This window comes from Colwellia sp. PAMC 20917 (assembly GCF_001767295.1).
Taxonomy (GTDB): domain Bacteria; phylum Pseudomonadota; class Gammaproteobacteria; order Enterobacterales; family Alteromonadaceae; genus Colwellia_A.
In genome coordinates, this window is sequence record NZ_CP014944.1 from 1,126,040 (window position 1) to 1,150,863 (window position 24,824).

The 24,824-nt window shown below is 34.1% G+C and carries 19 protein-coding genes and 1 CRISPR repeat array (1 of these 20 cut by a window edge); of the genes, 7 read left to right on the forward strand and 12 right to left on the reverse strand.

What is annotated here, in order from left to right; genetic code table 11:
• Positions 1–29: 29 nt before the first annotated feature.
• From A3Q34_RS04825 to queE, 6 genes are all read right to left on the reverse strand, one after another.
• Positions 30–821: a hypothetical protein gene (locus A3Q34_RS04825; protein WP_070374326.1), complete on the reverse strand. Its 792-nt coding sequence runs from the start codon at positions 819–821 to the stop codon at positions 30–32.
• A complete protein-coding gene (gene dpdH, locus A3Q34_RS04830; RefSeq protein ID WP_070374327.1) occupies positions 818–3,892 on the reverse strand; it encodes a protein DpdH in 3,075 nt (1,024 codons plus the stop codon). Before dpdH ends, A3Q34_RS04825 begins: the two co-directional genes overlap by 4 nt.
• Entirely contained in the window at positions 3,892–4,842 is a 951-nt protein-coding gene (gene dpdG, locus A3Q34_RS04835) for a protein DpdG (RefSeq protein ID WP_070374328.1), read from the reverse strand. Before dpdG ends, dpdH begins: the two co-directional genes overlap by 1 nt.
• A complete protein-coding gene (gene dpdF, locus A3Q34_RS04840; RefSeq protein ID WP_070374329.1) occupies positions 4,833–7,364 on the reverse strand; it encodes a protein DpdF in 2,532 nt (843 codons plus the stop codon). The genes dpdG and dpdF overlap by 10 nt, the downstream gene beginning before the upstream one ends.
• Entirely contained in the window at positions 7,364–10,474 is a 3,111-nt protein-coding gene (gene dpdE, locus A3Q34_RS04845; RefSeq protein WP_070374330.1) for a protein DpdE, read from the reverse strand. The genes dpdF and dpdE overlap by 1 nt, the downstream gene beginning before the upstream one ends.
• Before the next feature lie 217 nt (positions 10,475–10,691).
• Positions 10,692–11,372: a 7-carboxy-7-deazaguanine synthase QueE gene (queE, locus tag A3Q34_RS04850; protein WP_197517659.1), complete on the reverse strand. Its 681-nt coding sequence runs from the start codon at positions 11,370–11,372 to the stop codon at positions 10,692–10,694.
• A 326-nt stretch (positions 11,373–11,698) separates the two neighbouring features.
• On the opposite strand from queE, the gene A3Q34_RS04855 reads away from it, so the two are divergent.
• The 4 genes from A3Q34_RS04855 (at position 11,699) to A3Q34_RS04870 (ending at position 16,199) form a co-directional block, all read left to right on the forward strand.
• On the forward strand, positions 11,699–12,088 hold the full coding sequence (locus A3Q34_RS04855) for a hypothetical protein (RefSeq protein ID WP_157470820.1): 390 nt from the start codon (positions 11,699–11,701) through the stop codon (positions 12,086–12,088).
• A 395-nt stretch (positions 12,089–12,483) separates the two neighbouring features.
• Entirely contained in the window at positions 12,484–13,026 is a 543-nt protein-coding gene (locus tag A3Q34_RS04860) for a hypothetical protein (protein ID WP_070374332.1), read from the forward strand.
• 1,792 nt (positions 13,027–14,818) lie between these two features.
• Positions 14,819–15,250, forward strand: a complete 432-nt coding sequence (locus tag A3Q34_RS04865) for a hypothetical protein (protein WP_070374333.1) — start codon at positions 14,819–14,821, stop codon at positions 15,248–15,250.
• Positions 15,237–16,199 (forward strand): hypothetical protein, encoded by a 963-nt coding sequence (locus A3Q34_RS04870; RefSeq protein WP_070374334.1) that lies wholly within the window; start codon positions 15,237–15,239, stop codon positions 16,197–16,199. Before A3Q34_RS04865 ends, A3Q34_RS04870 begins: the two co-directional genes overlap by 14 nt.
• 234 nt (positions 16,200–16,433) lie before the next feature.
• On the opposite strand, the gene A3Q34_RS21220 is transcribed toward A3Q34_RS04870, so the two are convergent.
• The 6 genes from A3Q34_RS21220 to A3Q34_RS04895 all read right to left on the reverse strand — a co-directional run bounded on the left by A3Q34_RS21220 (position 16,434) and on the right by A3Q34_RS04895 (position 21,819).
• On the reverse strand, positions 16,434–16,604 hold the full coding sequence (locus A3Q34_RS21220; RefSeq protein WP_442855279.1) for an HTH domain-containing protein: 171 nt from the start codon (positions 16,602–16,604) through the stop codon (positions 16,434–16,436).
• 152 nt (positions 16,605–16,756) lie between these two features.
• Positions 16,757–17,113, reverse strand: coding sequence for a hypothetical protein (locus A3Q34_RS04875; protein WP_070374335.1), 357 nt, complete (start codon positions 17,111–17,113; stop codon positions 16,757–16,759).
• A 153-nt stretch (positions 17,114–17,266) separates the two neighbouring features.
• Positions 17,267–17,794, reverse strand: coding sequence for a single-stranded DNA-binding protein (gene ssb, locus A3Q34_RS04880; protein ID WP_070374336.1), 528 nt, complete (start codon positions 17,792–17,794; stop codon positions 17,267–17,269).
• Positions 17,795–17,818: 24 nt separating this feature from the next.
• A complete protein-coding gene (locus A3Q34_RS04885) occupies positions 17,819–18,130 on the reverse strand; it encodes a hypothetical protein (RefSeq protein WP_070374337.1) in 312 nt (103 codons plus the stop codon).
• A gap of 124 nt (positions 18,131–18,254) precedes the next feature.
• Positions 18,255–20,546 carry a helicase C-terminal domain-containing protein gene (locus A3Q34_RS04890; protein WP_070374338.1) on the reverse strand — a complete coding sequence of 764 codons (2,292 nt, stop codon included), beginning with the start codon at positions 20,544–20,546 and terminating at the stop codon, positions 18,255–18,257.
• Between the two features lie 157 nt (positions 20,547–20,703).
• Positions 20,704–21,819 (reverse strand): hypothetical protein, encoded by a 1,116-nt coding sequence (locus A3Q34_RS04895; protein ID WP_070374339.1) that lies wholly within the window; start codon positions 21,817–21,819, stop codon positions 20,704–20,706.
• A gap of 272 nt (positions 21,820–22,091) precedes the next feature.
• On the opposite strand from A3Q34_RS04895, the gene cas2 (A3Q34_RS04900) reads away from it, so the two are divergent.
• From cas2 (A3Q34_RS04900) to cas2 (A3Q34_RS04910), 3 genes are all read left to right on the forward strand, one after another.
• Entirely contained in the window at positions 22,092–22,370 is a 279-nt protein-coding gene (gene cas2 / locus A3Q34_RS04900; protein ID WP_070374340.1) for a CRISPR-associated endonuclease Cas2, read from the forward strand.
• Positions 22,371–22,401: 31 nt separating this feature from the next.
• Positions 22,402–23,391 carry a CRISPR-associated endonuclease Cas1 gene (gene cas1 / locus A3Q34_RS04905; RefSeq protein ID WP_070374341.1) on the forward strand — a complete coding sequence of 330 codons (990 nt, stop codon included), beginning with the start codon at positions 22,402–22,404 and terminating at the stop codon, positions 23,389–23,391.
• Positions 23,392–23,476: 85 nt separating this feature from the next.
• Complete coding sequence (gene cas2 / locus A3Q34_RS04910; protein ID WP_083277900.1) at positions 23,477–23,752, forward strand: CRISPR-associated endonuclease Cas2; 276 nt, start codon at positions 23,477–23,479, stop codon at positions 23,750–23,752.
• Positions 23,753–23,970: 218 nt separating this feature from the next.
• Positions 23,971–24,824: direct repeats of the CRISPR family, unit length 36 nt; unit sequence CTCAGAACAACACCCTGCTAAAAAAGGGATTAAGAC (it continues 786 nt past the right edge of the window).

The following is a 24,824-nucleotide window of genomic DNA, read 5'->3' on the forward strand; positions in this document are numbered from 1 at the left end:
CCCTCTATGCTACTAAATTAGCTTATTCACTAACGTGAAATTTTTAGATCAAGAAGACCTTGCTTGGTTAACCACTCAAGTACAGTCGGAGTTAAAAGTTTTAGTGTTGGCGTAGACCAAGGAGCATCAAGTTGCTTTAAAAACTCAGCCACACCTTCTGGAAGTTTAGATTTATCCATTTGGCCACGTAAACTAACCAATTTTTCTTTTAATGTATTGAGAGACCAAACCAAATCAACATTTATATTCATTGAAGATTTTTCCGTTTCAAAAATATTTTTATACTTATTATAATTATCATAAACTTCTTTTTTACCAAGATTGATTTGTTGTTTTAAAACGACCTCTTCGACAACAAAACCATTCTCTAAATTAGCTAACCACTTGTCCCAATACTTATCATTTAATCCGCCAATTTTTTCAGTAAGATCTTTCAAGGACACAATTGAATTATGTAACGAGTCATCCTGCTGTGCTTTATGCTCTAACTCTTTCCATTTTTCAATAAAAAGAGAGGTGTCTTTTTTGGCATTAACTAACAAAGCCTTAACATCATCACCTAAAACTAATTCTGATGACTCATTAATTAGAAAACCTTCATTAACTTCATTGTCAATACGTGGAATTAACTGCTCATCCAGATCACTAACTACAGGCATAACAGTAAATTTCGTTTTATTACTAGTAAGCTCCCTTAAAGACTTATTTAAGCGATTTAATATGTTTGTATTTGCTTTTATGATCGTTTCATTTTCCTGAGAATTAGACGATAGCTTTATTTGGACTTGCAGTGCATCAACCTGGGATTTTAATGTACTCATTTTACGTCCTCCAACACAAACTCTCCGAATTCATTCAGAATAACTTCAATAGAGTTAATAGAATCATCTATCTCTTTATTCATTCTATCTACTTGCTGGGTGCCAGATGTATCGTTAATTTTCATTATTCTAGGAAGTACGTGAATATTAAATTGCTGCCAATTTATTAAGACTTTATAAACATTTTTAATTATTTCACCATCCAACGATGAAAGTATTTCTAATTGCTTATTTTCATCTTGATCTGATAATAACTTGATACCTTTCATAATTTCAGACCATTGACAGCCTTCCATTAAGCTATTGATATCTTTGGTTAAAGTAGCTCTCGAATGAAGGCTACTAGGATAAAACCCCATACCTGAAATAGCTTTATAAATTAACTTTATTTCTTCAAGTAAAGTTATAAACTCATCTTTATTTGTACAATCCTTTAAACTGCGCTCTATTAAATCAAGCTTAGGTTCTAACTCTTTAACCGAATCATCTTTTAGTTTTTTTAAGTTTCGAGAAAGAGTTTCTTGATTTATTCTATTCGCTGCTTTCATTGCAGCGTTAAAAATATCCTTATCAATTGCTACATTGTTAATTTGAATTAAACTTAACCAAGCTTTCCTGGTCGTATCCCACTCATATAAAAGCTCATCTCTAAACTCCTGATATTTTTCATTTATAGCAGGTTTTAAATTGTCTTTTATATGAAAATATTTTTGGCTTAAAGTGTTAAGTACAGTACCTTCAGGTTTTATTCCTAAACCTTTCATTAGCAATACATGTTTCGCTAACGAATCAACCAAATATTCTCCTCTAATTTTTTTAAGCATAAAGTCAATCGCTTTAGGCACCCAAATTTCGGCAAATTTAGAGTAGTAAATAAAGTCGTCATAACCTCCAGGGTAATTCCAATCATTAGTTTCTTCTTTTTTGTTAAAACTATTGTACCTAAGAATTGCTAATGCAGAGCGTTGAAAAAATAATGACTTTTTGTCATCTTTTAAATCATCTTCGGAGCAAAAGTCATATATACAGTTTGGGGAATTATTTTCAGCAAAAGGTAATTTGATTAAAAACCTTGGCCCTTGTTTGAATATTTTTTCATACACGTTAACCTTTTTACTACCACTAAGGTATATATCGAGGTTTTCAAAGCCATTCCACCCTGATGGCTGAAAGTTTTTAATCATCTCGAAAAGTTGCATTCTTATATCATTAGCAGGGCTAGAGGGAAGAGGTTGATCTCGATTAAACCAGCCTTGGATTTCTTTCAGAATAAGATTATTTTTAGCTTGAGTAGGCGAAGGAGTTTCAACTTTTTCTAGATCAGGTCCAGTAGGTGCAGCATTCGATCGCACTTCTATATCGCCAGACAGTTTATGTGCAAAATCCTCTATTGAAAAGGCCAGAGCGATATTACTATTTAAAGATTTTTGAATTGAACTAAGGTTATCTCCCTCTCCCCAAATAGTAGATAAAACTTGAGATCTTTTAGGTGAAATTAGCCCTAAATTTTGTATTTCAGTATTTAGTGTTGGAAAGGTTTTTTTAATAAACAAGTTCTGTGGAAAGTTTTGATCTAGGTAATCTTCTCTATGATCTCTCAGTAAGTTTAAAAGAATACTATTTATTACGTCTCTTGGGTTAAAAACAATATTGTTGTCTTGATCTATACAGTACCATTCAGACAACCTATTAATCGCTTGATTATTATAGGGAAATAATGGTATTCCGACTGATGATGTACCAAAAGAATTTAACTGTTCAGATTCCTTTTCCGATAATTCACATTCCCATATCGGTAATACATCATTTTGATCTTCTAAGTTGACTTTTTTTTCAAGTAAACTTTTACCAAACCTAGCAGCATTTATATAACGGCTACAAAAATCAATAATTCGTTTAGGAATGTTTTCTTGGTTATCACTATCTTGTTCTATATGCCATTCAAATTGAGCTCGTGACCTAATGGTAACCTGCCTACGCATGTACCCATGATATCCAGTTGTCACGGCAAGGACTGACCTCAATACACAAAGGTCTTCTTGACGCTCTTCTAATAAACAATCTATCAATACATCTTCTATTGCTGATATGGCAGCTAAATCTTCCACTAAAATAACTAATGTTCTATCAAGAGTTTTTAAATGCCTTCTAATTTCTTTGAATAGATCTTGAAAATTTCCATTATTAAACTGAAATAACTGCTGAAAAGCAGTTTGAGTCGCTTTGCCTATTGCTTCATTTAGCATGGCTACGGCTTTTATTCTTTGATCTTTATCGGTATCTAATCTAAGATCACTGATAACTTTTCTTGCTGGTAACGCCAAGTTGTCAATTTCTATTGACTCTAGCATCACCTCAAAATCTTTTAACGTAAGTTCATACTCCGTTTCATTTATTTCTTGGTCTGAAGCACCTTTAATCCACCTTGTAGCTATACTAAATATGCAACTCTCACCACTCAACAATTGAGATTTAAAAAGAATATCTGTAATTAAAGTTGGTAATAAATTTGACATACTCATACGCTGTCTTAACTCGGCATAATTGTCAGGCCGTTGATTAAAGCTCTTAAGATACTTAGCGGTTTCAATTCCAATGTCTTTGACTCGATGTGAAATAAAAGTAACAAATAGATCAGCTACTTGCTCTTCGTTTAAAGCGCTACCAACTTGATCAATCCTCTTTCTTGCTTGGTCAAATACCTCACCTTCTAGTCCTTCCAATAGTAAATTTAACGTTTGTCTTAAGCTTGCGTTTTTGGGTAAACGAACTATTTGCCACTTCTCATCAGAAACAACTTTTTGAACTTTTAATTTTGCATGTAACCATCTAATTAGATGAGACTTCCCCATACCTGCTGATGCAACTATTGGAATAGGTCTTTCTATTTTTAAAAAGTGTTTTAGTAGATCGTTTTCTGTTGCATTATCTTTGGTTCCCTTTTCATCATATTTTTTCAAGTGCATAGGCTCATGCACTGATAGTAATGTATGATCGGACAATTCTTCAGCTTCAGTTTTAATACAATCGAAGATATTTGTTTTAGTGGGCCAATAACTTTGTAAATTCATTACTTATCTCCAACAATTCGAATATGACTTACTGTTCGGGTTTCGCCATTAGGCAAGGGAAGTGAAACAGCATTGACTGAATCCGAAAGTCGGTCTAAATATAAATAACCTTCTAAATTTAAACGATATAGAGCATGACTTAAACTTTTAGATAGTGTGTGAGAAGAACTTGGCTTCCAGTCACTTTTTTTAGTCTGCATCATAGCCTCTATTTCCACTCTGTATTCCCCTCCATCAAAAATAGGAATATAACTATTTAATTTCTCAATAAATGTCTGAATATTGATCCTATCTTCGTTTAAATCTGTAAAAATGTCAGTCAGAAAAACCTTTATGAGCCGTGTTGGGTCTACAATATATTTATTTTTACTTACTTTCTCCATATAACCTAAAAGTAGACCGTACTCTGCAAAAGCAAGTTGGTCGGAGTCATTGATGGTTAAGCGTGTATCATTTGTTGATCTACCGGGGATATATTTAGCACTTATTACAGGAATCTCCGTAGAGAGAAAAAATTCTTTCCCTGCAAAAGTACATTTGTCTAATGCCAGAAATAAACAAATACCTCTAATAAGAGGTTCTATTGATGAACCTATTTGCATATCATATTTTTGATTGAAAATAGTTCTTATGATTCGAGAAGCTATATTAGAATTATTGGATAACACAGAAAAAGCTTTAATTCCTTCAGGAGAACTATCCCAAAGACCTTGTTTTGTCCAAAACTCTATGGTTTCTGGTAGCTTTTTTTTAGGGTTAGCTTGTATTTTGAAGCTACCTTCGGAATCCTTTACTTCATCTTTGAATAAATTTTCGGGAGAGCTTTGGTTAATTATCGACTCAATTGAGATGAACTCTGATGATTTAGTGATGTTGCGGTTCAAAAGACGATCGACAAAGATCAAAGATGAAATGTGACTACCTGGATTCGCATTATTTATTACAGACACGTATTTTTCTCAACTATTTTAATGAAGTTTGTTAATGGAATAGATTTATTATTATCTTGCCACCACAATCGATATTTATTTGATTTTGTTTTTTGGTTATATTCAGCTACAAAGAATGTTGCCTGCTCTTCAAAGGAAGGAATTAAGACCTCTGAATCAACAGATGAATTTATATGTAAAGATGGCCAAAGGTTACTGTTATCATGATAACTCTGAGAAATCCAAAATGGTTTAAAAGACTTGAGTCCGTTCTTTTTCCCCGCGAGTCTTTTTAAGAATTCGAGGTCACCCTTGACAGCAAAAATGTATTTTCTATCAAGCATTAGTTTAATGAATAAAGACCATTTCCATTCTGATGTAAAATCCTGAGATTTGTCATAATAAACACTGCAAACATTATCAAAAGAGATGTAATCGTTTAAAGTGTTCGGCAGTAAGTGTGGCGAACTATAATTATCAACCGATACATCATCACCTACTGTCGGCAAAAAACCTTCACATGCGACACAACCTCCACATGCTCTTTGAGGACTATTACCATTTACTGTGTAATACTTTACTAACTCTTTACAAATGGGTTGTTTTTGAGACGTTATATTCTCAGATAAAGTTAAAAAACCATTATCTTGAGTCTTTTTTTCTTTTTTACGATGTTTTTGAATATTAGTTTCCCAATATGAATTAGAAAGATATTGCTCATTAAGAATTTGAACTAAAACTTTGCTGTTATAACTTTTCCAATACTCTTTTCGTTGGGTATTATTCTCAAAATCATTTAATTCACTGTCATCTTCAATTTCTGGTACATCATAAAAAATTCGGATTAAACCTGCACGTTGCATAAACAGAAGTGTTAGCCAATTCCAATCTTCATTTCTATCGCTACGATTACTGAGTCCCTCGTGATAAAATGAAGTATCTAACTGGTATAAGTCTCCTTTCAAAAACACATGAGAAGAGACTTCAACTTTACTATCCCACATACCTTTCCACTTTTTGAAGCCTAACTCTGTAGATATAATACTTTCACTGTTAATTTTTTTTGCTTTAGCTATTTGCTTGTCATAATAAATGACTTCAGATGTCGCTGCTTTCCCGTCTCTACCTGCTCGGCCAATCTCTTGATAATAGCGATCGATATTATCAGGAATACAAGCATGGATAACACTTTTAACATCCACCTTATCCATACCGACACCAAAGGCCGATGTAGCAATAATTATATCTAAGTCATCTTTTTGCCACTGCTCAATTATCTTCTCTCTTGAGCGTATATCAGTTTTACCGTTAAACAGGGCAATTCGATTCAGTCCTATCGCTTTCAAATGGTAACTTAAGTCAACAGAATCCTGAACAAGTGTTGTATATAAAATTAGTGGTTTCGGTAAAGTAATTACTCGTTCTACAACTGATTGAAGGTGGGTGTTCTCACCTTCATTCTTATAAGTTGAACTAACTTCTGGACGTAAAAAATTACCATTAACAATAATTGGTTTGTTATCGGATTCACAGTACAAAATTGTTAATGAATCGATATTACTTTGAGTAAACGTTGCAGACATAAGAATTGTTTTGAAAGGAGAATTACTTACTTGCCTTAAAGACGCAACCAAGGCTCCAAACCGTTGAAATTCAGAGCGAAAATTACTCCCCCAAGTGTCAATCAAATGAGCTTCATCAATGATGATATTAGCTATAGAGTTTTGCTTAGCTAATCTAAATAATAAAGGTAATAAGCTCCCCGTAACAGATTCCGGAGAGGTAAAAATTACTTTTTGCTTATCATTGTGAATGTTATCCCTAATTTCAGATTTTTCACCTTCCGACAATTGTCCATGCCAAGCATAATTTTGAACAGAATCATTGTCTGCACTTTCAAATAATTCTTTTGCTCTTTTACCTTGCTCTATAGCTAAACCAACAGTAGGGACAATAACTATTGTCAGCGCTTTACTTTTACTAAATAACATACATGCATGAGCAACTAATGTTTTACCACACCCCGTAGGTAAATTAATAAAAAGGGTCGAATCTTGAGGGCATGTTAAAGCAACCCTCACAGCCATTCTCTGCCCTGCACTAGAGTAGTGGCTATAGTTTTGGTCTGATAACCTTGAAACTAAGGCTAAATCCATTTCTACCTTTTTCACTTTACGTTTTTGTTTCTGTTCGTACACATCCATTAATTTTTGAGTAATTACTGGGGATGATAGGGTAAGAAAGTTTGAACCAACTTGATAATTCAGCATAGCTTTATCACAGAGTACTCCTTCTTCACTAGATAAACCTCTAGGTATTGGAAAGTTATTGTGCTGGTTATCCAATTCTTTTTGAGATGAGTACAAGTAATCTTTAATTGATAAAAACAAGTCTAATAAACTGGTGTTATCTCCATCAACTACTTTTTTTAACCTCTGTGCAAAATGGTTTTTTGGATAATTGATAATAATATTATAAACCGTCTGGTCTAAATCCCTTAACTCAGCCTTTGAAAACAATGAGGAAATAATTAAATTATGCATTACGACTTACCAACCAAAGTAACGGACCTCATAGTAGATAAATTGATGCCAAACTCTTCACTTGAAGATAAATCATATTGTTGATTAAGTTCTGAACTTACTTTTTCTGTGCAATCCGATGCTACACTCAAAACTAAATCTCGCCATTCATCCTTATTTAAAAATGAATCAACGGCATCCCACATGTCCTGTTCACAACCTACGCTGATATCATAATCTTTATATAATCCTTTAGCTTCATTTAGAGATTTAGCATACGGCATATTTAGAATATTTAGTAAAATCTTGTCTTTAATTTCATTACCTAATTCATCGATCCAGTATTCAATAATCTTGGGGGGAAATTTTCGATCATTATTTCTTTGATTTACTCTTGTTTGGAGATTACTTTCTAATGCACAAACCCAACTTAACTTGAATACAGTTTTAGGCTCATCAAATTTTACATTTATTTTTGCCGTTAGAGCCGAAGTTAATGGGTTGCTTAACTCTCTTATGATTGCGTTAGATATCCCTAACGTAGTTTGCTGTGAAAATGAATAAACAGTATCTACAAACGGTTGTCCATACCTCAATGGATATGAACCTGTTTTCGCACTTTGGTCTCTAGAAGCACTCATGGGCTTAGTAGAAGGGTTTTTTAAGCCGCTATCAAAATCCATGCCTAAGATGCAATGACTTATGAACTCGTCTACATTTAATCGAGTTCGTCCTAATTTATATTGATACACAAAGTTATTATCTTCCGTTTTCCTAGAATCAAACCTAAGGCTCTTTGTAATCCACCCTTGCATATCCTTACTTAAATTATCCGCATTTTCATCAACAAGTCTTAGTCTTTCTGAGAATGTTTTTATTTCAGAAAGAGCTACCTGCATTCCATTCCATATTTCCTGGTCTGCAACTTTTTTCCTTTCTTTTATAAGTAGGCCAGAATCCCCTGAAATTTCCGAAGAAAGTTTGTCTAACTGTGCATAGCCCTTATTAATAATATTTTCATTATAAGATTCAATTTTTTCATCAAGTATCAACTGAATACTTGAGCAATTTTGATTAAAAACACCGACATCTGTTTTTAGTAAGTTAGCCCAAGAACTATAAAAACCATCGCGATTAGGTGTAAGCACTACATTATCAACAGGAAGTACACCAGTGCTACTTGCACTATATCGATTCAAGCGACCAATTCGTTGTTCAATTCTCATTACCGTTCTTGGTAAACTATAATGGACAGCTAAACGATATTTTCCTTGTAGGTTTAGCCCATCTTCTCCTGATTTATCGCATATAAGAACATTATATTCAGATGATGTATTGAAAGCTGGAATTTCCCCATCTACATGCCTTTCAACGGAGGACAAGTGTTGTTCAATAAATTTATAGACATTATCAGCTACAATTTTATCCCCACAAAAAACAACTATTTTTCCCTCTATGTTTGTTTCCAACCAAGCTGTAATCTCACCCAGTAATAATTCATCTTTATTTAATTGTTCAACATGGCCCATTTCAATCATTGTTGTCAAAATCAGTTTTTCTTCATCTGTAATGTTATTATCCGATACCAATACTGCCTGTGCTTTTGCCATAACTGAAGACGGAGATATGAGTAAAGCATCTAACCATTGAAAATAGTTTTCATGAGTAATTCCTACAAAATTATTATCACCATGCATTAAGCTATTACGATAATCGTCTAACTGCTCATCTAACGAAACAAGTTCACTGCCTATCTTCCATGGTGCTATCTTACAATCGCCTAACCCTGGAAATATTTGTTCAATATAGCTATTTTTACTTCCTCGTCTGTTTCTTATGAAACGCTGGAATAATCTATACTTGTCTCCAAAGTAATCTTGTAATGCCTTTACCGCCGACTGACGCAGATTTTCATCTTTTTCTTCAGAGAAATAATCAATGTGAGGTTTGAGGTCCGCGATTAACAAATTTAATTCATTATCATTAAAAGCAAAATGTTCTATCTGCTCTACTATTCCCTCAAGTGTAAAATCATCACTATCTGGAACTAATGCACCATATAACCCTGAGTATTTTTCTCTTTCTTCTACCTTATTATTAAATGATGCGATTCCTTCATCATTTAATTGGTAGGAATCTGGGTTCAAGCAATGCAGCATAGCCAAGAAATTTTTAGTATTTCCTGTTATAGGTGTACCTGATAGAACGATTGTGGATATAGAGTTATGACAAGCAGATGCTATTTGTTTGAATATATCTTCTCCGTCTTTTCCCCAAGCAAAATCTCCCAGCTGATGGCCTTCATCTATAACAACCATCGTAGGTTTTTTAGTAAAAAATCTAGTTGTCAAAATATTTTGGAAACTTCCGATAAAGATTTTTTGATCTTCTTCATCAAGATCCTCATCCATTACATCTTCTAAATGGAATTTCTGACTCATTTCAATCTGCCACTGCTGAACTAAAGAAGCTGGAGTTAAAATTAAGACACAGGCATTATCCTTATATTCTAATATATGCTCACGAACTAAAAATCCAGCTTCGATGGTTTTCCCTAAACCGACTTCGTCGCCAAGAAGATATTTTTGCACGTCATCATTCAAAACCTGAATAACCACAGAAAGTTGATGTATTTCTAAATTTACGGCACTACTAGGAATAGAAGATATTGATGCGCAAGAAGCTCTCTGATTGGTATAAGACTTATAAAAGGCTGAACGGTCATTGATATACTTTGGAGAAGTAGTGGCTCTTCCGGCTAAGAAGTCAGCAGGACAATATTGCTGTTCTCCGAGAAAATTTGGAACAAATATATCATCAATAGAGACAACATCAGAGTCATCATATTTGTATTTAATTAGGTGTTTATCATTTGGTCTTTGCCCATCATAAAAGCCTGTTCGCCAGTTCTGTGACTTCCCAACTTTACAATAAACCACCGTTTGATCAAACAATTTTGATTTACCAATAAGCTCTGAACCGGCAACTTCAATTTGATTAGAAATTGGAGATAACGGTGAAGTAAAGAACCCCACTGTTGCACTTTTTGTTTTGCTGGAAATAGAAACGATCTTACCTACACCTGAGAAGGCCGTTTTACTTTCGACTAAAGAACCTATGCCTAATTTCACTATTTACTCCCTGTGAGTATAAAAACATATCAATTATTGATAGTTTTTATAGAAAGGAAGGATTTTAATCAAAACGAGGCAATAGTACTGTAAAAAATGTACTCGATACCATCCATGATATAAAAAATCCTTCTAGAACAAACAATTATACTTGCACAGTTAGACTATAATAAATTTACAATCAAAACAAGTTGTTCTTTATAAATAACATTAGGAGCTATTGAATCCCAATGTATTTATGTACTTGTACCGATAGCCTCCAATTATTCTCAATGCATGATTTAATAGCTAGTTCTGTCGCACGTTTCTTTTGACTTATTGGCTGGATATAAATCTGTTTATTCACAATTTCATGTTCATCTAACAGCGCCTTAAGATCATCAATGTGCTGGTCAGTTGCGACAGGGTGCTTTATTTCATTCGCTCTTAACAAGGCTGAGTTTAATACTTTATAGCCCCCTTTCATATTTACCTTTGGAGATACTGTGACCCAGCATTTATCTGATACTTTAATTTCAAAAGTGCCAGAAGTTTCAACTTGGCAACTGTAGCCATTATTCTCTAAATCAATACAAAGAGGAGTCAAATCATACATACATGGCTCACCTCCAGTTATAACGATATGCTTTGCTTGATATCCTTCCGAGAGAAATAACGCATTTAATTGTTCAATTGTAAAAATCCCCCAATTATCATTTTCTGATCTTTTAGAAATAATTTCTTTTCGTACCACTTTTTGTTCTAGTGATACTTCCCAAGTATGTTTAGTATCACACCAAGAACAACCCACAGGGCAACCTTGTAATCTTAAAAAGATTGAAGGTTGACCGGTAAAAGTCCCTTCGCCTTGAAGTGTTTCGAATATTTCATTTATTTTATACGCGATTTCTTTTTTCATATGATCTTCTGATTAGCGAAATTCAATATTTTAGTTGTTTAAAAGATTTAAAATTTATATTTCAGTTAGGATTTTTTATTATTGATGGCTATAATTGAGACCAACGTTTATGTACCTCATCAAATTATTTTGAAAGGTGTTGTTGAGCTAATTCAGTAGCATTGTTGTTATAAAATTGCGGTGCCTATTACATCATCCTAATTATGCACGCTGCTACATCATTGTCGTTTTATTAATGCGTTATACGTTAATACAAAACTTAACTAGCTAAGAACGAAAGGTAATCCTAGTTATATCTGTTCCTATAATGCTGTAAATATATTCCATTGTCTGTAATTATTTGTACTGTAATACAATTAAATGATCTCGATAAAATGTCAATCAATCCGCCTATTTATCACAAAAAGCAGATCAGTGCCAATATCAAGCGTTACCTCATTTCTAATCAAGCTCCTATTTGGAAAAGCTACAAAAAGATTAACCCCCTTGAATTTGTTCAACGTAAAAATGTGATGACTTTAGTATGCTCTTTCGGGAGATTTCACCAGAAAGCATATGAATTTCCTCTTGCTTTTATAAAAAATGTAGAAGTAACCAAAGATAATTGCATTGCCCCTGCTGATTATGACTTTGAAAAAGTTAAGCGTTTTTATTTTTCATCAAATAGCACGAGTAATGAAATAGCATTAAGTTTACTTATAAGAATAGACAGCTAATTTATTTTAAGTAATAGTAATTTAAATCATTAACTTATCATTGTTAAAACTGAGAAAGTTGAATTAGTTAAACTCAATGCAATAATTTCTGATTCTGCAAAATTGAAAGCTTTTCTACAAGGTCTGGGAAATACGATTGAGGTATTAGAACCTATTTACTTAAGATAATATTTCAAATAATTAGCGTAAGGTTTATTAAAAAAATAGGGCTGATTTAAAGTTGTTTTTTCTATATTTACTCATTGCTTCAATAGAGTTAATCCAATGTAAGGAAGTGCTTTGAATAAATGTAGTAATTAGGATATAACTTGCTCAACATTCTACTTTTAGTTATTTGTTTTTCACTAAAAGTAACCTAATTAGGCGTTGTTATTTTAAAATGGAGTTAATTATATATGAAATATGGAAAGGTTATTGAGCGAGTTAATGATGGAAAAATGTCTCGTGCAGATTTGGTCAAGTTAAAACGGAATGCTGACGAAAAACATGTAAACGGCGACATTGACGCTGAGAAGGTTATTAATGCTATTAATAATGCTACGCCCACAGATTCCTACATCCTATTTATGGGGTTTTGTCCCGACGCGGATTTTAATGAACGTCTAGATACTGAATGGAAAGAAAAAGGTATTTGTAGGTTTGATTATCTTGAAAGCGAACATCAACTAGAAAGGTTTAAGACAATATGCAAAGGTGATTTAGTTGTCCTAAAAAAAAGAGAAGTATTTGGAAAAACAATGAATATATATGGCCATGGCCGTGTCCTTTCAGTTGCTTATGACGAAAATAACGTTAGATATTTAGTTATGAATTGGTCAAATCAGAAAAATATTATCGAAGTTCCATTGATGGGGTGCAACTCTACAGTAGATATCAAGTCTATTGAAGTCGTAGAAGAAGAAATGCCGAAAGTATTTTTCGAATGGTTAAAGGTATAACAACTTGGCTTAACAAAAAGAGTCAGCCTACTTCACGTCTTTTAAATTGAAAAAATGAATCATTCAGTGTGGCGTTTTTGACTGATTGATTCGAAAGGAAATAAATTTGTTACGGGCTTCTAATATTATATATCCACCTATAATCTTTATGAGGCCTATAACTAGCGGTTACTCTGCGGGGCTGATAATAGTCATTTTTCCGGCTTCGTCAACAAAACCTCGATTCCAAACTTTGATGATAATGATAACGCCTGTTCCATCCTACAACTTGGACTTGTGAAAAGATTGTTACCAATCTTTTTGTTCTACTTTATCCAGAATTTGTTTGAGCTTTAACGATTTAGTACACAACTCAACTTCTTTACTATTATAAATAAAACTATCAATTCACTTATAGTTAATACGAGCACTAACTTCAGTGAGTATTTTATCCAAAACCTGACCGTCCAATCTTTCCTTTCATGCTCACAGTATACATCCATGACCTTATTAATAATCTGAAAATTTAATAAATATTTTCGGCTATGTCAGCCTGAGAAATCACCTATGCATCAGGTAGTACAATATCTAATAGACGTTATTGGTCACATAAAAAAAATAATATTCATTCAGTATTAACAATCATTTTTAATTAAAACCCTGATTATTTTTAATATGAAATTATATTCGGCTATGTCAGCCCGAATAAAACACCTCTGGACCATGCAAAAACAAAGTATCAGGCACTATCAGGCACATAAAAAAACTAAAATTGATTTTTTACATTTAAATTTTTAGAATGTAATTGTTTCCAACTATTTAGTCTGAAAAACACCTACCCATTAAACCTATATGTTATTAAATACTATTAACTAGTTATAAAAAACTCTACCGTCTATGCATATTTAAAAATATTGATTAAAATCAGCTTAAAAATAAACAGACAGAGCAACGACAACATACCGACAACAACAATAAACTTAAAAAACAACATCTTAAAGAACAACCTTTAGCTTATTCTGCTTGCATATTCAAAGTTTTCACGTATAATTTTTCTGGAATCAAAAACTGAATGAATCAACAAAGCCAGCCACTTTTTAATCAAGTCGGTAGGAGCTAAAATTTTTGCATCATGCATAATTTTGATTTTGTTAGTTTTAATAAAGGTATCTCAAACCATAAAAATGAGAAAACAACAATTTTTAGTGTGATGCTAAAAATACAACATTGAGCATCAACGATGCTCTAACACGCAATTTAAAGTGCAATGTTCATATTGACTTTATCATTGCAACAAACTGCTAATTCACTAGAACAGCTAATAATTTAACCATAAATTATATTTATTGTTAACTTGAATCTTAAAATTCAAGATTTCAATTTATATATATTTCCTCAATTTAAGTAGTATTAATTAATATGCTAATAGCTATTAATTAATGTATTTTTAATTGAAACTAGCAATTACATGCAGAACTAAAAGCAGGTATTTCATTATGCTTGCTGTGTATATTGATGTTTTTATCGATCTATAAAATTCTCTTTTTTGAATTTTTATCTTATATACCCTTACTTTTCTCAGAGTAAAACTTAGCTATTTCTAGCTAAAATCTTCGCGCTATGCGCTATCAAAAATCACGAATAACAAAAAAGTTTTCTTTAATTATCTAGATATTAGCAATATCTCAGAATTATCTATCGTGAATTTAATGCGACTTGATCAACGATAAACTTCATTGATCGATCTTCTTTATTAAGAGAGAAATAAATTAGATACATCTTACAAAATAAAATATAAATAATGAGGCAAACGATGAAGAAAAGTAGAGTATTAAAATATAAAGCTGAAATTACTTTTCTTTTATTAAAAAAGCATAAGTACAGCAATATTGCAATCTGGTTAAGAGTTAAAAAAAGGATCAATATCGATGGTAATTATCTTAGAAAAATTGTTAATTCAATTAATATTTCATCAATTAAACTAACAATGGATATAGATAAAGAAGCCGCACTTCATCATGAAATCAACGCGGTTCTAGAATTGGCTCGAACAAGACGTAAGCGTGCTAGCTATAGATCAAAGCTAGATCCTATTAGAGATCAATTATTATCAGTATTTATATCATGTGAAAATTATCAACAAGCATATATCTTCGCTAAATCAAAGAACATCAACATCTCATACAGCACAGTAAGAAATTATATAAATAAGTACTTTAAGGAAATAAACATTGGGAACTCGTAACTCACAAATAGATAACTTTATCTCTCGACAATGTAAACGAGCACATAAAAATAAAATTATTGGTTCTATCAGCACAGCTCAAGATAGTATGTCTTCAATGTACCAATTTGCCGACTTTGTTAATGAAAATTCATTTTTAATTAACGTCATTGATGATTCATTTTCATCACTTAAAAATTTATTAATGAATGTTGACTTTGAATTAGCAAATGAATTCATAAACTACAGAGTAAGCATGGAACTTTCTAAGGCTACAGTCGAAAGAGACTGCCAAGTGCTTAATTTTTGGCTCGCGTATATAAGTAAATGCACTAAGCCACAACCTAAGTTATTAGTAAAAAACTATAAAAATGTAACTATAATCCCTAGATTTACTCGGACATATACTACAGAACAAATTGATTTAGTTTGTTCACACATCACCGATAGAAATTCTTTTTCAGTGCGTATTTGTCAAGTTTCTAATATACGAGTACATGAACTTCTCACATTACGTAAATTAGAAGAGCAAGCGGCGAGTATTAGAGTATTAAGTAACATTAAATTACAAGCTCAAAAATTTAAATTTTTAGGTTTCTCAAGCGAATTTGTTTTGTATTCTGTGGTAGGCAAAGGTGGATTGATTCGAGAAATCGCGATTCCTTCAAAAATGGTGGAACAGCTGGAATCATTTAAGCTAGAAACTCCATCTGAAAAAACAGATCGTGGTATTAATTACATACAGCATTATGATTTAGCGTTTGGTAAAGCACTCTCAAGCTCCTTTTCCTCTGCATCAAAACGGTGGCTTGGCTGGTCAACAGGAATTCATAGTTTACGTCATGATTATGCTAAATTTCGCCTAAAAACATTGTTTAGATTATTGAAAGATTATGAGCTTGCAAAGCATGTTGTTTCGCAAGAGCTGGGACACTTTCGCCCAGATATAACTGATACTTATCTTTATTAGCCTCATAATAAAACTGAACTGACTCTGAACGTGTTATGGCTGATTCTAATTTATTAAATAACAGCTTAGATGATTGAATGGATAGTGATTCGTAGTTATGTGGTTTAATAAAAAAATCAGATTATTGATCCGCAATCATCAAAGACTTTAAAAAGTCATCATCTAATGTGGGGTACATATCTCTAATACCACTGATAGCCGCAAAGTTTTGAATGACTTTTGTATTAATTTTACCTATAGATAAAGTACCATTCTCCAACTATCATTAACCTTGATTAATGATAGAAAACGTAAGCGCTCGGTAATATATCTTTGTATGGTGCGATCAGAAGCTTGAAATTGCTCAGCAAGTTTTTTGGTACTAACGGATTCACCGTTATTCAACATGTAAATTATTTCAGTAATTCGTTCGGCAAGCTTTACTTCCCCCCTTTAACATTAATTTTTATAAACTATAAAGGAACACTTGAATAGTTTTCACTAAATTTCTGACAAAAAAGTGTAGCGTTCCTCTTTTAGTAATAATAGAAGAGGTGTAACCGCTAACAATCATCCACTCACGATTCAAAATAGGTATTGGCCGCCCAGCCGATCGCTTCCGTGATGGTAAAAGCGGTCGTTGCATTCAGTGAATTGCCCCAGCCCGGTATCCAACCGATTAAAAACTGTGAAATGGCGCGCCCGCCATAACTGGCTGTAAAAACTAATATTAAATCAGTGGCTGCAGTGCGTGTTATCGCAATGCCATGTTGGTCAGCGATAGCGACAATCATCGCTGTTTGAAAACCAGCAATAACTGGCATATCAGCACCAGGAAGTTGGGCAAGCCCCGCGCCGACTAATGCCGATGAAGTTGCTGCACCATGAATAATTACGCCGACTTTCTTTGTGCTCGTTTTCGCTTGAGTAGTCATAACTCGCTCCTTAAGGGATAAAATTTTCTAAAACAGAGTATGCAGTAATTTGAAGCATGGGCAGTCCAAACAAGCTTGTCGAGCAAGACTTGATCCGAAGACCTTTATATTAATGAATCAATACCTGTAATGACGATATTACGTAGTCCGTTCTCAAAACGGTATGTCGTCAAAGTCATCATAAACAGGCTCTGCCGTTATCGTGCCCCCTGTTCGGGTTGTTTGATTACGTGTATCTGTATTTTTAGTGTTAACTTTATTTACAGGTGCATTCGATTGATTACCTGACACAACAGTAGCCTGTGTATTTACATATGTAGTTTGACTACCATTTTCTTCACGTTTACTGTCAAGCATTTGCATTTGGTTGGCGTTTATCTCGGTTATGTAACGATCAAAACCACTTGCGTCTTGCCATTTACGTGTTTGCAAACGACCTTCAACATATATTTTTGAACCTTTCGTCAGGTACTTACCCACAATGTCAGCTAAATACCCAAACAAAACCACTCGATGCCATTCCGTTTTTTCACGTAATTGTCCGGTACTTTTATCTTTCCACGATTCAGATGTTGCAATAGATAAATTTGCTACAGCAGCACCGTTAGCAAGTTGTTTAAGCTCTGGTGGTTGCCCTAAGTTACCAATCAATATCACTTTATTAATGCCTTTACTCACCATAATGTTGTCTCCTAATTATTAACGTTAATGTGTATGTTTTCTTTGAACTGTTGGGCTATAAACTGAAAGTACTTCACCTAACTCTATGACTTGCCCTCTTTGCCAAAGCGCCTCGCCGTTATATTTAAAACCAATGACCTTGTAGGCCACTGATGATTTCTTTTTACTTATGGAAACTTGATCCCAATATTCGCCATCAAGCCATACAACTTCATGCATTTTAGGATCAGGGCAAGCATTAACCATGCGCTGTTGCCACTTAGACAATTCTCCCTTTCTACCTAAAGATTTTGGGGCCCATTGCTTGCTGTTTCTTTCTTCAAAAATATAAGACATAAAATCACCTGCTAATAAGTAAAAAGAATGTGTCCGTTTCAGTGGGTTTATAATAATGAAGTTTTAACGAAATTTTGAATTCGCAAGCTTGTGTGCAATTGTGCTATTACTACGGTTAATTTTTTCAGCGTTCAAATTGAAAATCTGGCGCTTTATACATAGGTAAACATTGTATTAACTGGGCGCCGTAACGCTGTGTATTTACGCGAGAATCTAAAATGACCACTTCGCCATGATCTTTTTCAGATCGGATCAATCGGCCAACACTTTGAATAAGTTTTTGTGAACATAACGGCAACATTTGCTTAATAAAAGCTCTCTCATTCTTCGCCTCTAAACACATGGTTTCGTATTTAAATAGTGGCGTTGATAAAAGCGGAAAAGGTAATTTAGTGATCACCACGCACGTTAAATAATGCTCAGGTAAGTCAACACCTTCAGACAATCCGTCAACGCCAAATAAAATAGAAGTACTTCCATTATCAACATTTGCTTTATGCTGTTTAATTAATTCACTTTTACTGTGACTGTGCTGACGTAATATCAGCTTTTTTATTGTTGGAGGGCAAAGCTCATAAGTATTTTCTAATGCTTTTTTAGAAGTAAATAACACTAAAATGGCCTTATGCCTTGCCATTAATGGCATTAACTGGTTTGCCACAACCTTATTATGCTGTGGATCATTTGGGTTACCAGAACGAATAGGCGCACTTAACTGTGTGTTGTTATAGTTGAAAGGAGAGCTAAACAACTTCACCACATTATTAGGTTGGCGTTTATCAATAGCGAGTTCATTCAGAAATCCGTCACAACTGCCTAAGCGCTCTAACGTAGCGCTGGTAAGTACTACAGAATAATATTTTTTAGCAAAATACTCTTGAAAGCAAAAACCAACATTTAGCAAGTTACCATGAAATTCAAAATACGTGCCGTCTTGTTTACTTTCAGTACGAGTGATCCACCGAGCAACACCCGACTCTACTTTCGCTTTCTGCCCTTGTATCTCGGCAAAACTCGTATAGTAAGTTAAACAAATAAGTGCATTGTTAACTTCCTGCTTTAAGGTATGTAAGTTCATCACTATGGTTTGCTTAAACTTGTCGGCTTTGTTTGATGAATCATTAAAATATGTTTCAGAGCTTTCATTGTTTTTTTTGCACACTGTATTCAACACGCTATATACAAAAATCAATTCCAGAGAGCACTCTTTAATCAACGTAGTTAATGTAGTATTCATACTTGAAGGCGGCATTACCCAGGCATCTTTATCATCAAACTGCTTTACTTCACCGCGTAACACATTGAAATTGTTTTTTAAAAAATCATTTAAGGCAAGTACCCTTTTAATTGCGCGCTCGCATCCTCCTACCAGAGAACTTATTTCTGACTTAAGTGATTGAGCCTCATGCTGTTGCCCTGTTAATTGAGCAAAACCAACAAATTTAGTTGTTTTTTTCAACATTGCTGCCGGTTTTGTTAATAACTTAGTAAAGCGACCTAAAGAAAATCCGGCTTCGTTAGCATCTCGTAATACGGATGGAAAACGGTGGCCCTCATCAATAACTAATAAATTGTCACCAAAACCACGCTCAGAAAAGGTTGAATGTCCGCCTAAAGTGGTACGAGATAAAAGCGCATGATTGGTAATAATAATATTCGCAAGTTGCACTTTTTTGCGCTGAATATAAAATGGACAAATGTCTGATTTGTTACATTTTTTATTACCTGGACAATGGTTTACGTTACGGTTAACCTTAGATATAATTTTGCTATTTAGTGGTCTTACACTTTTATCTAAATCACCATCAAAAATATTATTTATAAAATCATTTTGCAGCCCATTAATGGCTCTTTTTTCATCTGAAGATATCTGTGTTTGTTCATCAATATCACTAAAAAAGTCTTGATTTTGATCAGCATCAACATTCATTGTTGAAGCAAGTGCATTAGTCGCACGTACTGGGCAAAAATAATGCCCAGCACCTTTTGCCACTTCAAAGGTTAATTCAGGGGCTAAATGAGCAATTAATTCGGGTAAGTCTTTTTCTTCTAATTGTGTTTGTAAAGCAACGGTATAGGTTGAAATAACCAGTTTCGTATTTTTTTGACTAAGTAGCGGTAATGCTCCTAATACATAGCTCATTGTTTTACCAATTCCAGTTCCTGCTTGGGCTACTAATGTTTGCTTATGATAATTAGCACTAGCACAGGCTTTTATAATATCTTTTTGGCTGTTTCTAGACACAAAGCCAAGTTTTTTATTTGATAAATCTTCATAAAGATCCATCGCCTTTGTTTTAACTTCATTCACACATTCATAAGCTGCGGGAGTAATATCAGTACCACGACTTGGCTCGTTAAACTGTTTGCCAGAGCCGGTAATACTAAAAATATTATTAGATGATAACGAATGCATATAAGCCCCTAAAAAGATAAAAATTTATTGCGCGATTACGCATTACTGGTTACTAACAGACAATATTTAGTTCTACATCGCTCTTGTATTCAACATGAGTGATTATATTCTTTTATATCGTTTTTGGACTTTAACAAGCTTGTGTGATTTTCTGAGTTCAGAGTCTCGAAATTAACACATCGCCAATTTGATTATTCATGGCAGATAACCCTTCTAAACATAATAAGTCGTTAAAATCTGTTGGTTTTCTGCCTAAACTGGTGAAGTGAAACCTTGGACCTTGAACAATGTCGTCGCACTGTTTTGCCTTCATTGCGGCTTGACGACCAACATTTCCTACTTTTTGTTTCCACACATCTTCATCACAAAAAATAACAACCGATTTTTTTATATTTTTACGTACTGGTAATAAATTATTAGCACTTAGCACTATGCGTATTTCACCCGGCCAAACTAGGCCAAGCGACAAGCCCGTAACCACGCCTTCACACAAAGCAATAGGAAGGTGAGCAAATTCACTACACGCCGATACTTTGATATAACTCCCAGTAAAAACACCTATTTTTTTAGCAAAATGAAATTTTTTATCTTCATTTTCCGTATTTATTATTTTATGAAATCCACTATGTTGGTGCTGGTCATGATAAAGCGGAAAAAGCAGAGTATTAGCCGTGCGTCTAACATTTACACGCGCAAGTAACGTAGGGCTTGCATGTGACATTAGCCTTTGCTTAAGCCAGACGTCTTGTATGGTTAATGGGTTAGCTATGCGATAATTTTCTTGTAAATTAATAAAGCGATATAAACGCTTTTTTTCTTCAACCGCATCTGTTGGTATAGTACTGCTTATAAAAGATTTAGCTTTTGTTACTACAAGCTGTTTAGACATGGTTCCAAAAGAGCCATTGGCTTTTTTTTCATATTGACTTGCTGAGCTATCAACCGTGTTTTTTTTTAAACTATTCTGTTCTTTTAGCCACGTTAACCCATTAAATTCAGATGTTAAGCCACCATGCTTAAAAGTTGAAAAACGTAAAAACGGCCAATACTCGCCGCTGTTTGTCTGATTAATATGCAACAGAACACTGCATGCCCCTCTATATTTTTTATGTATTACCGGTACGCAGCTACCTTTCAACAAAGCACTACTAGCGGGAAGCAATTGCAAAAGCGTACTGGCATCAATGCCAACTTCTTTAGCAATAGCAATAATTGTGTAGATGGCGCTAGCAATAATAGACAACGCGTCTGTAGGTGTTCTGTAATTATGCATAATTAATCAAATACCTTATTCATTTAATTTCACCTCGACATAAAACCTAATAAAACAATTACTCATATCAATTTCATTACTTAGATGAATTGTTTTTGGAGGCGCTATTTATTTAACTTGTTTAAATAATACAAAAAACATTAAGTTGGGTTGGGGTCACAAGCTTGTTAAATTTTTTAAAAATAGGTTTACATTTATTATTGTAGGGGGGAACTCCCCCTCTTTATAAATTACGGTTTCACATATTAATGTGTGAAGCTAAGTGAGGTATTATGAGAAAGAAGCTTTATATATGTTGTTACGATATTAGCTGTAATAAAAGGCGTAAAAAAGTATTAACAGCAGTGCAAAAACAACAGGTTGGTGGACAGTATTCAGCCTATGAATGTTATTTAACACTTAGACAAAAAATACAATTTGAAAAACACCTCAACAGTCTTGTTGATCAATGTGACACAGTAAAATTACAAATTATTCATGATGTATCGAACATTATTATTTTGGGTGTGGCAAGTGCGCCGGTTAATGCTGAGTACATTTATTTCGGCTAATCGTTTTTTAAGCTGTAACGAGGAGTAACGTGTGGAAACAATATTTATAGACAGAAAATCAACTCAACTAAAGTGTAATCAAGAACGCTTATACATCAGCAAAAGTGTAGGTAAAGACCAAGCTAAAGAAAGTAATGCAATGTCGAGTATTCCTCTGAGTCATTTACGCTCGTTAGTGATCAGCTGTGACTGCGCGTTGTCATCAGGAATGTTAAGGCAACTGGCTAAGTTTGACGTATCACTGATTTGTTTAAACAACAGAAACCCTGAAGCTAGCTTTATAAGTGTTAATGAGAGCCACGGGAATGTGCTAAGAAAAATGAATCAATACTACTTATTAAGTTGTCAAAACTTACGTAGCCGATTTTCAGCCTTAATTGTTAAACGAAAAATTAGTGCGCAGCGCACTTTATTGAAGAGCCTAAGTGATCATCGAAAAGAGCTTGCGGGCCCTTTATTTTTTGCCAACAAAACACTACGCGAACAACAAATAAAGCTTAATAGCCAAAAAATCAGCGTTAATGAAATAATGGGCATAGAAGGCTATTCATCTAAAGTATATTTACAGGCATTCAAGCGCGCATTTCATTCAGAGCTAGAATTTACCAAACGCACTAAACGTCCGCCTAAAGACCCGGTGAACGTAATTTTATCGCTTAGTTATACGTTATTATATTACGAAGCACAGCGTGCGTGTCACGGGCAAAGCCTAGACCCAATGATACCTATTCTTCATTCCACTAGTTATGGTAGAGCTTCACTTGCTTGCGACCTACAGGAATGTTTACGTCCTGATGTAGATCATTGGGTATGGCAACTATTCCAACAAAGAATATTGCGCTTAGACCATTTTAATAAAGTCGACAATGCTTGTATTTTAAATAAAGCCGGTCGTAAACACTTTTACCAAGCGCTGCCTGATGTAATGACGCTATGGCGTAAAAAGTTAAGACGACACGCGCAATTTCTAGCACGCATTATTGACAGTACGTCTGAGTTTAATCAATCACAAAAGTTTTAATACACTCTTTAACGATAGTTATATCAAATCAATTTATGCCGTTTTCACAACAGCAAACTAATATAAAAAATAAAAAGGTAGACTGATGCAAAAATCCTATTTGATATGCTACGACATACGTGATGCAAAGCGATTATCAAGGGTACATAAAGTGGTAATTCATTATGGCGTACCTTTACAATTTTCGGTGTATTACAGCTTACTTGAACAACATACATTAACCGAAATGGTCGAGAAATTAATCGCCATTATTAATGATAAAGAAGACGACATTCGTATTTATCCAATACAAGGTACTACCCTTGAAAATTGGCCTAAGCCAGGTTTTAGTGGAAGTGACAAATATTTATTAATAAACTAGTGATATATATTGAAAAAAAACCATGAATTTAATAAGATAACTAAGTTATGACAGTATTGTTTACGGACTTTATATATGAATTTTTATGCATAAAATTTTTATACATGAACCTTATGAAATCAAAATAAAACAAATTCACATCAACTTTGCATTAACGATTGAAAATTGTAAGACCTATTTTAATCGAATGATAAGTATAAAGAAAACAAACGATAGGCCTCAGAACAACACCCTGCTAAAAAAGGGATTAAGACCCGCTAGTGGCGATGTGTTGTTTGCTGTGTCGAGCTCAGAACAACACCCTGCTAAAAAAGGGATTAAGACTTGCGCCTGTTTGTTTGAGATACGTCTCTGCTTACCTCAGAACAACACCCTGCTAAAAAAGGGATTAAGACCTGTAAGCGTAGACGCTAACTGGTTTAAATAAACCTCAGAACAACACCCTGCTAAAAAAGGGATTAAGACTTGAGATGCGACGTTGTTTGCGTAGTGCTTGGACCCTCAGAACAACACCCTGCTAAAAAAGGGATTAAGACTGCCGCTACTTCTACGAGTGCGCCTGATGCTCTCAGAACAACACCCTGCTAAAAAAGGGATTAAGACACTTTACCGCGAATCATTTGAACGCTTTTTTCTGCTCAGAACAACACCCTGCTAAAAAAGGGATTAAGACATATCACACTGTTAGGTGCAAATAGAGTCTTATCTCAGAACAACACCCTGCTAAAAAAGGGATTAAGACATGTTTCTATATCAAACATTATGTTATTTACTTTCTCAGAACAACACCCTGCTAAAAAAGGGATTAAGACATGCGAAGATAGATTTGATTGTTGCGAACATAGCTCAGAACAACACCCTGCTAAAAAAGGGATTAAGACTTCTTCTGTGATTATGAATACGTTTGCTATTGTTCTCAGAACAACACCCTGCTAAAAAAGGGATTAAGACGTGATACCGCGAGCGTGGTGGATGAACTCAACCACTCAGAACAACACCCTGCTAAAAAAGGGATTAAGACTATGGTGGACGCTGGACTATACATGAATTCGCTCAGAACAACACCCTGCTA